This window comes from Thiothrix sp. (assembly GCF_028714775.1).
Classification (GTDB): domain Bacteria; phylum Pseudomonadota; class Gammaproteobacteria; order Thiotrichales; family Thiotrichaceae; genus Thiothrix.
In genome coordinates, this window is record NZ_JAQTLS010000029.1 from 1 (window position 1) to 15582 (window position 15582).

The 15582-nt window shown below is 51.9% G+C and carries 16 protein-coding genes; all 16 read right to left on the minus strand.

The window, feature by feature from the left end:
• Positions 1 to 100 precede the first annotated feature (100 nt).
• Genes PHE17_RS19200 through PHE17_RS19275 form a run of 16 tightly spaced genes read right to left on the minus strand, consistent with a single transcriptional unit; the run spans position 101 to position 15581 of the window.
• A complete protein-coding gene (locus PHE17_RS19200) occupies positions 101 to 883 on the minus strand; it encodes a hypothetical protein (RefSeq protein ID WP_301017531.1) in 783 nt (260 codons plus the stop codon).
• Positions 880 to 1071 (minus strand): hypothetical protein, encoded by a 192-nt coding sequence (locus PHE17_RS19205; protein WP_301017532.1) that lies wholly within the window; start codon positions 1069 to 1071, stop codon positions 880 to 882. Before PHE17_RS19205 ends, PHE17_RS19200 begins: the two co-directional genes overlap by 4 nt.
• 9 nt (positions 1072 to 1080) lie before the next feature.
• Positions 1081 to 1314, minus strand: coding sequence for a hypothetical protein (locus PHE17_RS19210; RefSeq protein WP_301017533.1), 234 nt, complete (start codon positions 1312 to 1314; stop codon positions 1081 to 1083).
• Entirely contained in the window at positions 1311 to 1649 is a 339-nt protein-coding gene (locus PHE17_RS19215) for a hypothetical protein (RefSeq protein WP_301017534.1), read from the minus strand. Before PHE17_RS19215 ends, PHE17_RS19210 begins: the two co-directional genes overlap by 4 nt.
• Before the next feature lie 4 nt (positions 1650 to 1653).
• Positions 1654 to 3327 (minus strand): hypothetical protein, encoded by a 1674-nt coding sequence (locus PHE17_RS19220; protein ID WP_301017535.1) that lies wholly within the window; start codon positions 3325 to 3327, stop codon positions 1654 to 1656.
• Between the two features lie 11 nt (positions 3328 to 3338).
• The gene (locus PHE17_RS19225; RefSeq protein ID WP_301017536.1) at positions 3339 to 4532 is read right to left on the minus strand and encodes a hypothetical protein; all 1194 of its coding nucleotides are present in this window, start codon (positions 4530 to 4532) and stop codon (positions 3339 to 3341) included.
• On the minus strand, positions 4533 to 7919 hold the full coding sequence (locus tag PHE17_RS19230; RefSeq protein WP_301017537.1) for a hypothetical protein: 3387 nt from the start codon (positions 7917 to 7919) through the stop codon (positions 4533 to 4535).
• Between the two features lie 43 nt (positions 7920 to 7962).
• Positions 7963 to 9786: a hypothetical protein gene (locus PHE17_RS19235; protein ID WP_301017538.1), complete on the minus strand. Its 1824-nt coding sequence runs from the start codon at positions 9784 to 9786 to the stop codon at positions 7963 to 7965.
• Positions 9786 to 10448: a hypothetical protein gene (locus PHE17_RS19240; protein ID WP_301017539.1), complete on the minus strand. Its 663-nt coding sequence runs from the start codon at positions 10446 to 10448 to the stop codon at positions 9786 to 9788. The genes PHE17_RS19235 and PHE17_RS19240 overlap by 1 nt, the downstream gene beginning before the upstream one ends.
• A 7-nt stretch (positions 10449 to 10455) precedes the next feature.
• The gene (locus tag PHE17_RS19245; protein WP_301017540.1) at positions 10456 to 11217 is read right to left on the minus strand and encodes a hypothetical protein; all 762 of its coding nucleotides are present in this window, start codon (positions 11215 to 11217) and stop codon (positions 10456 to 10458) included.
• Positions 11218 to 11255: 38 nt separating this feature from the next.
• A complete protein-coding gene (locus PHE17_RS19250) occupies positions 11256 to 11678 on the minus strand; it encodes a hypothetical protein (protein ID WP_301017541.1) in 423 nt (140 codons plus the stop codon).
• Between the two features lie 15 nt (positions 11679 to 11693).
• Positions 11694 to 12272, minus strand: a complete 579-nt coding sequence (locus tag PHE17_RS19255) for a hypothetical protein (RefSeq protein ID WP_301017542.1) — start codon at positions 12270 to 12272, stop codon at positions 11694 to 11696.
• The gene (locus tag PHE17_RS19260) at positions 12272 to 12670 is read right to left on the minus strand and encodes a hypothetical protein (RefSeq protein ID WP_301017543.1); all 399 of its coding nucleotides are present in this window, start codon (positions 12668 to 12670) and stop codon (positions 12272 to 12274) included. The genes PHE17_RS19255 and PHE17_RS19260 overlap by 1 nt, the downstream gene beginning before the upstream one ends.
• Before the next feature lie 41 nt (positions 12671 to 12711).
• Positions 12712 to 13776, minus strand: a complete 1065-nt coding sequence (locus PHE17_RS19265) for a hypothetical protein (RefSeq protein WP_301017544.1) — start codon at positions 13774 to 13776, stop codon at positions 12712 to 12714.
• Between the two features lie 13 nt (positions 13777 to 13789).
• Positions 13790 to 14269 carry a hypothetical protein gene (locus PHE17_RS19270; RefSeq protein ID WP_301017545.1) on the minus strand — a complete coding sequence of 160 codons (480 nt, stop codon included), beginning with the start codon at positions 14267 to 14269 and terminating at the stop codon, positions 13790 to 13792.
• A gap of 1 nt (position 14270) precedes the next feature.
• Entirely contained in the window at positions 14271 to 15581 is a 1311-nt protein-coding gene (locus tag PHE17_RS19275) for a hypothetical protein (RefSeq protein ID WP_301017546.1), read from the minus strand.
• Position 15582 lies beyond the last annotated feature (1 nt).

The following is a 15582-nucleotide window of genomic DNA, read 5'->3' on the forward strand; positions in this document are numbered from 1 at the left end:
TATTCGTTGCGATCCCAGCCCTCCGGTAGCAGGGCATTATAGACCAACCAGCACCAGGGTTTAATCATGCGCGTTGCGTCAAGGGGATAAAAGGCGTTCATCAGTTCACCTGTCTATATCGTAGGATTGAGCCGGTCATTATCTTAACCGTGCCCGTTGTTTCAGCAGCAAAGCGGATAACCAGGTTGCCAGCCGTTGCGCCGTTGCGGAAGATGCCTGTTATGTTGGCAAGATAGCTGGTATTGATAACCGGCACCCCCGCCGATGCCGTGCCACTATTATAAGCAATAGCGCAACCATGCGTTATCGCAGTTAGCGTAGTCGGGATGTGCGTTTGCAATCCCAGCGCCACAAATCCGGCGGGACCATTGACCGCCAATTTAATGCCTGTGGTGGTAACAGAGGATTGGAATAATAGCCAGACATCAAACACATAATCCTTGTTGGCAGTGGCGGGAAACAATAGCCCCGTAACATCGGCAAAGCTAGTGGTGGCATTGGATACATCAGCACCAAGCCTAACGATGATTTCCGATTCCCCGCTGCTGGGGTGTGTGTGGTCAGTATTACTCTTGCCATCCAACGCCGCCTGCAATCCGGTGATGCCGCCTATGCTGTGGGAGTGATTGGTTGCAGCGTAACCTGTGTGCGTATGGTCAGCCGCTGCCTTGTTATTGAGGGCAACATTCAGTGCGGCAATATCGCCAATCTCCAGCGATTTGACGTTAAGCGTATCTCCATCGTAGGATAGCAGGTTGCCCGCCAGGGGCTTGCTACCGCTGGATATTTTGGATTTCTGCCACTCGGTAAACTCCTTATCCACCCGCTGCAATAACCGGCTGCCCTCTATCTGGTCAAGGCTATGGGTATGATTGCCTTTCAAGCGTTCCCACCGGCTTTGATGTTGCCGTAAATGTAAATGCCGATAGTGGCAAGGGCAGCGCCAAAGCAAATCCCCGCCATCAGGTAATCATCGGTTCGCATCACCTTGATAAGCGCCACCGCCACAATAGCCGCACAGGTCAGGAACTTGCGGCTGATGTAGTGTTTCCAATCAAATATCGCTGGCATATCTCCTCCTTACAGCTTGATGATAATTCCAAGTATGATGCCCAAAAAGCCCATGACAAGGGCGATCACATTAACGGTTGTTAGGGTGCCCACCTTGCCATCCAGCGTATCCAGTTTGGTAGAAAGTCCCTCGTGATCCGGGCAGTGTGGGGTGCTTTCCAATACGGTCAACCGGTGCAGTATTTCCTCGCGCTTGGTGCTATCGCAGCCGCCCCCGCCGTCCTGATCTGTTAGCAATGTCATGGAAGAATTCCCGTCTGTTCTATGGTTTCGTTGTTAGAGTGAGCGCGCACTAGATATTCCCCACCCGGCTCGCCGATGTTAGGTGGAGTTTCAAATTCAAATATCAGCCGTTCAGCCCCGCCGGGAATGACGGATTGCCAGCCTATCCACTGGTCAATAATCACAGACATGGATAGATAATCACTAGCTTGTGTAGTATCCACCCATGCCGTGATGTGATAATGGCCGCCATCCCGCACGGCATAACTCCCCACCCCGGCAATAACATTAGCAGGCGGCTCGGCGGGCTGACTGCACGCCAGCAGCAGGGCAAATAGAATTAATATATAGCGCATGGTTTTACCCCTTTATAACCCAGATTTTATCACTAATGCGAATACCAGTGGGAGCACCGCCTGCGGTCGCATTGACTTTATGACATATAAAGCTGCCATAATCCCCGCCTGCCAACATAATCGGCGCAGCGGTGGGGGCACCGGTAGTGCCCCAAGTCGGCGTCCATTCCGCCCTGCCAACCCGGGCACCAGAGGCTATGCGGCATTTATATGTGGCGTCCTCAGCCTCAGTCCCGGCGGCATCACAATGATAAAGTGAATAATCATTATCGCCGCCGCCCGCTGTTTGTAATGTTGCCAGCGTGTGAACCCCAACAATAACGCCCTCAATGCACGGATCAAAGCCCGCCCCATTATTGGTTTGTCTATCGGAATCAGAGAAGGTATTCAACGCTACTGCGCTAAAGGAAAAACTCTGATTGATGATTTCATAGTATTCATCGCCCAGCGGCGTCCAGTAATTGCCGGATTTAGACATAAAGAACAATCCGACAAAAGCAATTAACCCGGTGCTGCCCGCCGGTGATCCGCCGGTATTGGAGATTTGCCAATAAAGGTCAGTAGCGGCGGCATTAACATCATGGTCAACATAAAAAACGGTATAATCCGCCGCAGCGCTGACATCAATAGTGCCCGGCGATGAACCGGCGCTATCTATAATCTCCATGGTCAAGTCCTCTGTGCCAGCAGTATTTTTATATACTACTACCAGACGCAGCTTTTTACCCTTGAAGCGGTTAAGCAGATAGGTGATATTGCCGCCGGTCATGGCACGGCTAAATACCGAATCTCCATTGCGAAACCTCACACTCCAATCATTCTTATTGCCAAATGTGCCGCCAGCCGCCGGGGCTGATACCGCAGGGGGTGCGCTTCCGGGCTGGATGCCCAGCGGGTATGCTTTTGTATATCCAGCATAGCCGGTAAAATATTGAAAGCAACCATCCGGGTGCATATTACCTTTCAATGACATTAGGGCATCCAGCGTCAGATTATCCTCGCCAATGATGCGGGGCAGAATGGTATCGGTTGCGGGGTCAATCAACACATTAATGTCGGTTGCCAGCTTAACCAGCACATCATCCTCAAGATTATCATCCTCAACCCAAAAGTCAGTATCAACCGGGCAATCATCCTCCATTGGCACGGATGCAGCATTATTAGCGTGATCCTCCGTCCCCCATGCAACCTCATCCTCCGCCGTTTTAAATGCACCCTCACGCCCTACCACCACTATATCAATGTTGGCAAGGGTCAAGGTGGTATAGTCAATAGGCAAAACTGCCGTGCCAAGATGGTATATCTCGGCATCGGTTAGCACGATATTGTCATTGACCGGCGGGGTGGTGCTGCCGCTATCCAATCGCCATGCCGTTTCGGTGGACACATCAAAGACATAAACCACATCACCTGCCCACACGATACCCATTGAATCGCCCAGCGTCCCGGATGGCGAGTTCATCACCTCAAGGTGCATCGCCGCCGCGATAGTGCCAGTGGAATCGCAGTCAGACCCTTGCGCGTAAGATAGAATACGGCAGCCACGTTCAAAGATAATGTCGTGCTCGGCGATGTGGCGGGTAGCATTAACCCGCTTTGATGCCACCGCCCCCTCTGATTGCACAAGGTTTATATAAGCCTCTACGGCGGTGCGTGCTCGTGAATAGAATTGTGACATTGTATGTCCTCCTATGCAGACCAGGGATAGATAAATTTGGGCTGCCCGGTATAGTATGCAGCATAAGCCAGCGTAGTGGAGTCAAGTTCAGCCCGCACAAAGCTGGCGCTATAAACATCGTGATAACACCCCAACATCACACTACCAACCCCAACTGATAGCTGCCCACAATATCCGGTAGTATAGTTGGCATCGGTGGTGGAGCCGACATACAAGTAATCAGCCATCATTGGGGTTTTGACCCAAACCCTATGCAGGGAACCGTTGAAATGAATCTTGAAATCAAACCAGGTATCAACCGCCAATGCTACCGGTGACGCGAACGAAACCAGCAATGTAGTATTGCGATAAATGGCAATCGTATTGGCAACCGGGTCAACCCGGATCGCATAATAGTTGGTCATGCCGACATTGGACCGCCAAATCAAACCGCCCACGCCATTGTTTACAAGGATTTGCGCCGTCATGTAACCATTGGCGGGCGTCACATAGTTCAATATGCTGCGCTCTGTGCCGGTGCAGGATAATCCCGCCGCCGGTTTATTGTTGATGCGCAGCCGGTCAACCACAGTAGTGCCGGTGGTTAACCATTGCGGCGGGATTTCGCCATCGCGATAAACCCCAAATTCCCACGGGCAGCCTGTCTCGGCATAGCTATGAACGCCCTCATCGGTAGGATCGTAAACGATTGCACTATCGCAATAGTGGCTGACTATCTCATTATCAGGTTCGGCGCTATCAAGGTTATCAACGCCAATCAGCGTGAATGATACTGCATAGCCCGCCGCCGCATTGCCATGAGACCAGGGATCGCGCAATGGACCACGCCACTTAACCCGGTATGCCTCGTCTTTATCGGAGTGGCGGCGGAATAGGAGCCAGTTCTTTGGGTTCTGCGCTACATAGCCCCGCAAGGCGCACAGGGATTGATATAGTTCTTTGGTGCAGGGGTCAATGGTTAAAGGGAACTCGCCACGGCAACCACGGTCAAGGAAATACAGCGAACCATCGGCAGCCGTTTCCTCAATGGGGTCAACATCAGGAAATGAGGTATCCTCCGGTTCGCTATCGCAGTGGGTATTCCAGGGCAATTCTATAACCACCCAGCGCCCACCAACATACCGATCCGCCAGCATGGTGCCGCCGATGTTATACCAAATCTCCGGCATCCCCACGCCATAAGCCTGATCGCTGATTTTAGCCATTTATATTCTCCTTGCCGTAACCATAATCATCTGATCCCGGTATTTTGGCGCCAAGTTCATTACTTGCACATTAATTGCCTGATGCTCGTCAATGATAGGGAAGGGATAATTGACCTCGTAAATATTCATCAAGTCAACCTCTTGCTCCATCCGCACCACTATTTCGTATATTTCGCTGGTATCAATAGCGTAGTAAAGGTTGGCATTCCATAAGGCTTGATTGTAATTGTCAATGCTGGGAATACTTAACCCCCGCGGGTCTATCTGCTTGCCCGCTTGCGCCGCTCCCCGCAAATAGTTGACACGCACCGAGCGCGGGGTTGGCTGCTCCTTTAGTGTGGGCGTGGGGCGCACTGCATCAAGGGCATCGCTGCTAACAGTCTGGTCACGCCGCCTGATGTTGATTTTACCATCAGCGTCAACATTGGCCAGCATCCCCATTGATTGCACCGATAAGCCGAGCAGGTCAATTAAGCGCCCCCCGGTTGGCACAATGCTATCAACATGCCCGCTGTGATTCTGGCTAAACTTGGCAAGGTATCCGCCGGGGGCTGTTACTATCCAGCTATCATTGCCCGCCGCGATTGCCAACGCATTGCCGCCATCCTCGCCCCGCCCCAAATCTTGATGAACGGTTACGCTGCTGCCATCATATTTAAGGATTAAGCCGGTGCCCTCCTCCATAGCATAGATATTTCCGCCCTGCACCCAAAAATCACTTATCCAGTAATCATCGCTGTAATACTGCGCCTGCACATAAATCTCGGTTCCGGCAAGGGCATTGTTAAACACGATCCAGGTTTCATCCCTATTATCGCCGCAATTCTCCATGTAATAACCGAATTTGCCCGGCGGGATGGGATAGGTTAGCGGCACGCCAAAGGGAGCGCTATCCAATACCCGAATCTGCGTGCGGTTTTTCAGCAGAACGGTTGGCAGCGTAAGGCTAACTGCATCCAGCTTAACTTTGCATAAGCCGGTATCATCGGTTGTGATGGTGAACTTCTGCCCCGGCGGATCGTTGGCGTCAATGCGGGCGGTTAGCTGCCCGTCAATATCGCGGGCAGTATCCCGCACACAGTTATGCAACACCACCATATTTGTCCAATCGGCATCGTAGCGTATCCAGCGCCCCAAGCGGCGGGTTGCTACCAGCTTCCAGATATGCTTGCCAACGGCACTGCTGGGAACGCCGAGTTGCGGATAGACAACTGTGCGGGTATAAAAGTGAGCGCCCAGCCCGGAGGGGCTAAACAGGCTTTCGTTGAGGTCAACCATCCTGCCAATATGGTCATTATTGGTTGGTGGTGTGCCCTCCTCTGATATGCCGATAATATCACCGGCTTGCAAATCCACCGCGCCCAGACAATATAAGTCGTGGGAAATACCGTAAGGGTAAGGCGCTAAATTGCCCGTATCCACTACCGCCGCTATCTCCCCGCCGGTATCAACCCACTCATAGCTGATAGACTGCTCGGCAATGTGATGGTAGTTTCGCGCATAGTCAAATATATAAGCGTTGCCGTGCGTATAACGGGACTCGGATTCCAATACTTCATAAGATAATATCCCACTATCATTTATAGCCCAAAAATTAGTATCATACAATAAATCATATAAACTGCCAGTAGTTAAAGCTCTGTCCTGTTTACTATATGTTTTGCTTCTCGCCATAAATATAGTAGCAACATTATTATAATAGATAACACTATCAAGCCGCCCCTGCCTATGATCCCACACCCCCGGCGGCGTGTCATGCGCGGTATCCCTTTGTGTCCAGCCGTTAGCGAAATCGCAGATATAGCGGGGGCGTTCAAAGGTAATAACAAATGGCACTGCATCAGCTTCAGTTTTATCAGTGCTGGGTACCGGATGGTCAGCCCATTCCCCGGTTTGGGTTAATATTGCATACCAGCCCGGCTGTAATTCGGCGGGCAAGGTTATCCCGGTGTCAAGGCTAATATGTGATGCCGCCCCGCTATAAGCAGAGTTGCGGCGAAACACCTTGACGCTGGCGGTTTTGCGGGGGTTGCTGCCGGTTATAGGGCTTAACTCCACATCAACCATAGTCGGATAACCGATATAGACATTGGGGGTGAATGAATAAGCAGGCAACCAATTCGCCGTGAAGTCAGTTACGGGAGCAGTTACTAAATAAAACAATCCGATTGATTCTGATAGCATTAATGTTGTAGTAGCACCATCATCAACTATATTGGTTATGTAGCCAGGAAAATAGCCGCGCCCATCAATATAAACCATAATGCCATTGTTAATAGCGAATGATAAGCCTGTCCCATTAATTACAATCATATTATTCTGCACAAAACTACCAACCGGCAACCAAACAATCACGCTATTTTGCGGGTATCTGGTGTCAGCATAGGTTTGATCTGGTGGTGCTGGAATCGCGGCACCAATAGCCTCTGCGCTGGCATAGGCGGTTCCCCCGCTACCATTGCAAGCATAACGCAAGGCACGGCTGGCTATGCGTTCATGGGTATGTTGATACCAGGTGCGAATGGTAGTATTAACGCCGGTGGTTAGGTTGTGCGTAATCTCATAAACCCTGAATGACTCCTCGCTTGGCGATGAACCTATCGGCACGCTGACCGGCAAATGCTCCAGTAGCGCCCGCAAAACGCCAGCTTCGTAATTCAACCCTATCACGCAGAAATCATAGCCCGTTATTGCCGTCATGCCGGTATATGCGCCGTGATATTCCCATTCGTGAATTGTTAAATCGTAGCTTAATATCTTTTGCTTTACGCAAGCCCAAATCCTACCCCCGCCGTAAGCCAATGCGCGGGTATAACTGTTCGGCGTTACATCGGCAATATCATTAGTAATCAGCGCATATTCGGGGTGCTCGGCAAAGGATAGGTAGGGTTTATCATATTGGATCGCCGGCGATTGAATCTCCCCTGCTTGTGCGCCGAGTGCGGTGATAATCCGATTCGCCATCCAACCAAACCATCGCCCCTGCAAACAGGGATTGGCAGCCCCAAATTTATCATCGGTTATATGCCGCCAAATCACCAAGCCCATATCGCAGGTTAGGATGGTTTGCCCGTCCATGTGGCTGGCGGATACTTCTTCCACCCGCCCTACATACTTGGGAACTTCATCGCCGCCAACTGATTCATAGGCGGTGGCAAGGCAATAGCTGGTATCCGTCAATCCCTCTAAAAATCCACCGGGCAGCGTGGTTAAGGTTGGCACCTGCGATGTGAAAGCGGACACCGTAAAGTTGCCGCCGTTTATCTCCCCCGCAAAGTCCTCCAGCGATGAATTGGGGGTTACTTCAATTAGCGAACCTTCATCACCTGGCGGGGCATATTCTCCTGCCCAAAGCGTCAGGGGTGCCGTCATTGTGCCGCCGCCCATGCGCTGCAATACCACGCGGGAGATATCGCGGATAGGGGCGGGATTAGCCATTGCCGCCGCCAACCCTTCCCCTGCTGCGCCGTGCATCGCCGCTACGGTATGCCTTGTTTATCCCGCGCTCCACGCCTTCCTGTCCTATCACGGCGTCAGCTTGCACCTTTATATTGGTTATATTGGTTGTCCCTTTGCCTTGCACCCGCTGCACCAGGTTGCTTAATTGCGGGGGGTTAAGCACCAGTTCATCGCCATAGGGAGAATCGCCGATGATGGCGTTATTCTTTGCACCGAGCACCATGGTTGGCGACCCCACCCACTTGCCATAATCGCCGCCACCAGCAAAGGACCTCCACTTGCCGCCAGATAGATAGCCGCCACCCGCGAGGCTAATCCCACTCATTCCACCAAACAAACCCGACAGAATAGGACCAATGCCAGGAATGGCAGATAGTGTGGTGAATATAACGCTGATAAGCATATTGGCGATTGCCTTTGCCTTGTCCTGGCGGGTGGCTCCCTTATCAAACCCGATGGCAATTCCTTCCCCAACCGCATTACCAACGCTTTGCTGTAATCCCTCGGTATAAGAATCCCACAACTCTTTTTGTTCCTTCTTCTTCCCATAACGCTGGGCGCCGCGCTCCAACTCTTTGGGTGCAGGGACGGGAACACCCTGCCGCCTTAATAACCCATATTCAGCAGCGCCATAGCGAGTTCCTTCATATTCGGCAATCTGACGCTCCTGTATTTCCTGCGTATAATCATTGATCATCTTGGGTTGACCGGCAGTTCCCTCGCCACCAATCCCCGCCGTGCCGGGGGGCTGCCATTCCCCGGTTGTAAGGTCAATATCGCCAGGCTTGGTTTTTGGCACCCAAACTTCCTCACCATTCAGATTTATCCACGATCCCGATTGGCTCTTTTGCCCCTGCTCTATGATGAATTTGGCATATCCCTTTAGCGCTGGCACCAGTTCGGTCAATGTGGTTTTGGTGAGTATCTGCATAGCGCCAGATACATCAAAGCCCACTAATTTGCTTAATTTATTGACCTCATCGGTGTATTGCATATCGGCAAGTTTCAATGCCTCTTTAGCGGCGGCAACATCAATCTGCTGCCTTACCGCGTCCTGCTGGGTTAAGATAACCGCATTTTGCGCTTGCAGCACCTTTTCCTCTGCAACGGCAAGGTTCTGTGATGCCTTGCCCACCGAATCCAACTCGGGGCGTAAAAGCTGCATCTTGGTTGCTATGTCCTGTGCCGACATACCCGCTGCACGCATGGCATTTTCCAACATGGCGGCTGTTTCATTAGAGATTAGTTGCGCTGTTTGCGCCAGCCCAGCCTGCCCGCCCTTTTGCAGCAGTAACGCCCCGCGCCCAGCCTCTTGCGTTTTCTTAATCAATTCGTCAAGCTGCTGCGCAGCAACCATGTATCCCATGCCCGCTTGTTTGGCGGCATCGCTATTGGCAATCAATTCAGTTGCAGTTTTCTTTGCCTGCTCCTGCATCTTTGCCATATTATCAAGATAGCCGCCGATGGCGGATATTGCCACGCCTACGCCCAGCCCAATCCCGCCAAAGCCCGCCGCCACGCCAGCCAGCGAACTCGTCAAGCTGCCCATGCCGCCTTGCAAAGTATTAGCCAATCCGATGAATTTACGCTTATTTAATGAGGTTTTATCTATGCTCTTGCCAAGCTGGTCAAATGCGGTAGCAGCCTTTTTGCCCTTATCAGTAACGCCGCCCAGCGCATCGCCAGCCGTGCCACTGGTTTTACCCAGCGCGCGTAAATCCCTCTCGGCATCGCGGGTTCCCTTGCCATCATAGATAGCCTTGATATTGAGGTCAGTGTCTATGCCATGCGCCATTACGCCAGCTCCCCACTCCACCAAGCCCAGCATACCGCCTGATTATACGGCAACCCAGCCGCCTTATCGCCCAGCAGCATATTTAGTTTTGCCAGCAATAGGGTTGTGCCGCGCCGCTGCCAGGGATGCTCCTTTGCCCACTTATTATGATTATCCCGTTCGTCCTTGGCGGTAGCACGCTCCCGCCTATCCATCAACTCGCCAATCTGTTTGTCACACCATAATTGATTCAACAGGATTTTACCGGCAAGCTCATTATCCATGCGTTCCTGCCACCACCGCGCCTCGTGATGATCCCACATCGGCAACTCCGTTTCGGTAGTGGTTAATTTCCCCATCTTATAATCATAGCCAACCCCCTGCACAAGTTGATACGCGCCCAGCCATGCCTGCGCTTTTTCCCATTGGCACGGGAATGCCTGCGCTGCTATGTAAAGCACGAAGGGATTGTAAAACGGCATTTTGAAAGCCCGCAGCCATACAGTGCGTTCAAGGCTTGGCAATACAGGGTTCATATACCAGAGCTTGTCTAAAAGCTCGGTAACGGTATCCCAATCAAAAGCGGCAGCCCGCCGCGCACCTACCGGCGTTAATATCTTCGCCAGTTCACCAGGTGATACGCGGCGACCCTTGCCGCCAAAATCGCCAAGCCTTACGTCCATTACGCGCCTACCATCTATTGACGGTGGGGAGCGCTGTGCCTTGAATCTGGTAGATTAATGTGCTTGCTTCACCCTCCGCGCCCTGCGCATTGCCACCAAAACGCAAAATGCTATCAGGATGCAGAATCATGCTAGGAATATCCCACAAAATACCGTGAATCGTGTCGGCGGGATCACCCTCAATCCATTCCGATGTAAAGAACACACCCGGGACTTCACTGGGGAAATAGTCGCCAGCCAGTATCGCGCTTTCGCCATTGGTGCTGTCAAGCGTGTGGCGAATGCGAACCTGCTCACCCTCTGCGTCAGTGTGGAAGGTTATAGTTGATGGCGGACCAACTGCAATCTGATATTCGGTATCATCGGCAGGCGCGCCGGTGCTGGGAGTCATTAGACTAAACTGACCATCCCCAACATGCGCAAACACTGTGATTTCGCCATCATCCGCCAAATCCTCATCAAGCGTGATTACAAACGGAGTCGCGGGCACAACATCATCCTGGTAAGTTATTTGCTTGCTGTTTGCTGCCAATGGCAAGCCCAGCAAATCAACCAATTCCACGCGGGTCAATGTGGCAACATTGTATGTAATACGGGCATATTCATATCCCGTATTCCAGGCGTTACCGTAATTCATGCCACCACCCCGGCGGGTAAATCCGGTTGGCTTTATCTCCATTGTGGCGTCGCCAATCCACCAATCCTCTTGATTGTCGCCCACCATCAGGACACACCGACCGTTATATACTCTTTGCTCTCCGGCAGCCATCGCTGCACCTCCTATGATTTACGCTAGTTGCGTAGGTTTTAAGGTCTGGCATCGGGTATCTGATGCCGCCAAGCCACTACTGCCATTACATATCTTGCGCCTTCTTCGCTGGGCATCAGCGTAACCTGGGGCTGGTTCTTAATCGTCCATTGTTGCTGTGATTTGCCCCATTCACAAACCACTTCCTTAATCCAACCGGATATTTCCATTAAACGGTTATTCGCCTCGCCAATCTCCATGCCATCAATATATAGCGTCAATGCACAATTATCTGACCAGAACTTGCCGCCAGGCGTGAAAGCGGTGGTGATGCGTAATGTGTAAGTGCCAATCCCTGCATCCTGCGTAAAGCACACCACATTGTTTATCGTATTCGGATACGCGGGTTGTGGGGATATGCCGCTGGTCAGGCGGGTTATAATGAAATCCCGTAAAGATTCAGCGCATGACTTAATATCCATTACTATTGCCTTTCTTTAATGCGTATCAAAAGAAAGTGTTTTTATCAGATAACTGCGGCAATATGCAGCAACATCTTCGCCGTCCTCTTTCTGCCACATCATAAACGGACGCGGGGGGATGGGGCGGGTTATGGCATTGCGCTGATGCGCTTTAACCGTATATACATTGCCCTTTGGACTTATACGTTGATGCTGTTTTACCGTTTCAACATAAGGTTCGCCCCCGGGGTCGCCGTAATGCAGCTTGGCGGCATAGGGTGTGTTGTTAACCAAATACGCTGTGTTGCCCTCTACGCGCAGCACGCCATCAGCGCCCACTTGCCCGCCCAGCCCTGTTGCCGCCATGAGATGTGAAGTGACGCGCAATAGCACGCCTTTCACATAGCCGTAACGATTCTCCAATATCTTCTCGGTTAATGGCTTGCGCGGCGCCCAGGGGGTAGGTCGCCCTAACGCTACAAAATTACGATGCACGCTGGTTTGCCCCACCTGAATAGCGATAAGCAGTAACGGCTCCGGATTGGCATTAATCATAGCCATCTTCTCCGCTATCTTATTGATGCCGCTTGCATCAATAGCCAGCGAAATAGTCATTACAGAATAGCCCCTCGCGCTGTTCCCGCATCGGTTTTGCCGTCAGCGCTGCCCCTGCCAAACAAGCTCCTACCATTATCGCGGATTCGGTTAAATGTTTGCTTGCGCCCCCGCTTGACCTCTAGTAGCGCCTTGTTTGCCATCCGCCGCAATGCCTTTGATTGTTCTCCACCAGCGGTTAGCCGAGCCAGCGCATAGTCAAGGATGGCATCGCGTATTTTATACCAGTCGCCGCCGGTGGTGCTTATCGTTCCATAACCCTTCGGCGTTATCTCCGAATAAGCCCATCCCTCCGCCTCGTCAAGCGCCGCCTGCTTTTGGGCATTCGCCCAACTTGACGCCGTCCATGCGGTTGATTTATATGCCTCTAAATTCGCTACTGTCAAATAAACACTCATGTCTATCACCTTGACCAGGGGCATAAGCCCCCGGTATTAAGTTATGCAATCAACCCGGTCAAAAGCGTTGCGTTTGTCCAGCTAATCACATTGTGGCATTGATAGAGGTTATACTTAAAGTCTATCGTGTTGTAGCGGAATCCAGTGTTTTCATTGCTGCTAAACTCATCGCCACCATCCGCAAGCAGACAGAAGTGCTGACCTGATGGCTTGCCGGATATGGTCATGTTGCCCTTTGTATAAAGCAAGCAACCACTCCACAGCGAAACCACCTCATCAATGTCAAACTTGCCATCCACTGCGTGCCCAGCCTGATATGTAGCCAGCCCAACATGCAGCTTAATCGGCGGGAAGGGATTAATGACCAGTGCGCGCTCCACACCAGCCAAAGGCAGCGTTGCGCCTTCACCCATCATGCCGGGGCTATAAAGCAGGAAGTTGCGCACATAGTCTTGGGAGTTGGCATTGCTTGCCAACGCTGCCCACTCTGCCGCACCCAGTAGTATATCGGAGGGGAACTTACCCGCCGCATACATCGCCGATAATGCCGTGATAAGCCCGCTGGTCTCATCGGTAAATGGATTGACCGTAGCATCGTTCCACTCGTCTCCTGTGCAGACTACATAATAGCCTGGTCCCGGAGTTGCATTGAGTGTATAGTTGCCCGTATTCAATACATTGGCGGCAATCTCGGCTTCCAGGGATGCGTAGAGAACTTCACGCAACCCAACGCCCATTTCGGTGTCAAGATCGTCTGGCGCACTTGTGCCCATCAGATGGTCAACATCGCGACCATCCAGCGCGCTCCAACGCTCCAATGGGAGCAGCATCTTCTCATAGTTGATTTTGTGCTGGGTGATTTCCTTGCCGCTATCATAAGGATGCTTAAACCGGCGGTAGTCGGGGTTTTGCTGCCCCTCGCTGCGGTATTTCCACATGGTTGCCATGCGCGCACCCTTTGATACCGGAACACGCCCAAAGACCTCACCAATGGGGGAACCATCGGGGTAGGTTGCTCCAGGAGGGAACAATAGCCCGGATATGATGGTTTCCTTTTGAACCGCAGGAATTAAGTAATCAAGATTCTTCGCATTGCTTGGTGCCATTTTCGTTCACCTCCTAAAGTTGCGCTTCGGTGCATTCACCGGAACAGCCCGGTGTATCACCTGATGGATGGAAATGTATGGGAATCCATTCGTCTGGTCCCGTTGCTGCCAGCGTCAAGCTAAAACCGCACCCCGTATATAGGTTCTCGTCAAGAACCCATTCAATGATGCGCCCCAAGCCGTCAGTCATAATGGGGGTATAAATCGGAATCTCCCCACCAGTATAAGCATAGACCTCAATATGAGCGCGATCCTCTATGGTGAGATGCTTGTCATGCGAGTATGCAAAGTAGTTGTCGGTGTCGGTTGCGTCAGCGTCCTTTTTAACGTCTTTGTTTTCCGGCAATACTATGCCATGCACGCCCATCCCCGTTGTATCGCAAGGCACTGGTCCTGATTCAACCAGGATATAGACAAGGTGCCAGGGATAATAGGTATATCCATCAACAGGAACGTGCCCGTGTGGACCCATTGTGCTGGGAGAACTATACATGCTACTTCACCCCCTCTAACAGCTTTGCCTGCTCGCTCTGTAATAGCTTGCGGGCATTGTAGGCGCGAGTATCAGCGATAAATTCAGAAGTCGGGGTAACGTCAGCAGCAATCAACTTTTGCATCCGCATATACTCCACAACCACATCATCGCTGGCACTTGACCATGCGGCTGATGTAGTGAGGTCACAGAGCTTGACCAGCTTGCTTTCCTCCACCTGCCCCATGTCAAACCGCTTGCCCCCCGCAAATGGCGGGGTCGGACGCGACACATGCAGCGCGGCGACTCCCTTGCGCACATCTTCAGCCGTGAGCTTTTTGCCCTGGTATCCATCGCGGAAATACTTGAACTCTCCTGCGCTGATAAACCCGGCGTTAGATTCGGCGAGTAGCATTTGGCTAATATCGCCAGCCTCCACTCTGCGCTCCAATTCAGCGATTTGTGCGGTCATTCTGGTTTTGCTCGGGTCGCACATTGCCGACGGGTCAATAACCTCCGGCTCGGGTGGTATTTCCTCCATGCCGGTTTCGGCGGGAGCGTCCTCGCTGATGGCACCAATGAGAATCAGAGCGCGCTTGAGTTCGTCAAACGCAGCACCCACATCGCCACTACCATCAACTGCATCGCCGACTGCTTTCAATATCTCCGGCATTGCCGCTTTGGTTGTCTTGACCAGAGCGCTTTCCGATGCTCCTTCGCCGCCCTTCTCTTGCAGTTTCTTTGCCTGCACATCCGCCCCAGAGGGCGCACCCTCGGGCGTCTTTTTGGGCTGTTGCATTGTTTCACCCTTCCTTTCTAACAGCGCCCGTAGGCGCGGTTCTTCAATGTCCGTCAATTCCATCTGACGAGTTGTTTTCCGTATCAAGTCCTCCGGTTTGTCAAGCCCCGGCACTGCTGGCAATGAACCCGGAGGCGCCAGCGCCAAGTGATGCACATAGGGAATAACCTCTTTGGTAGCGGTGGTTTTATCCTTATCCCGCCACATCTCCCCTAAAAACACACTCACACCAGGGAACGCCCCAGTTTCAATGAGTTCCTTCGCGTGCTGGGTATATGCAATGTCGGCTATTAATTCATGGGTTGATTCGTCAAAGACAAAAGCCATCACGCGCCCCAAATACTGCTTGCCTAATTGCCGGGCATCAAGCTCTGTCTTATCATCATGTCCTGTTATCAATACGCACATTTCAAAATCAGGATCGTAATAAATGGCACCGCCCCGCAACCGCTCGGCTGTATTTACACCCATGCGACCATCAATAGGTATGTCGGTGCTGCATACCCTAAACCCTTCTGCTATGTAGTGAAGCATA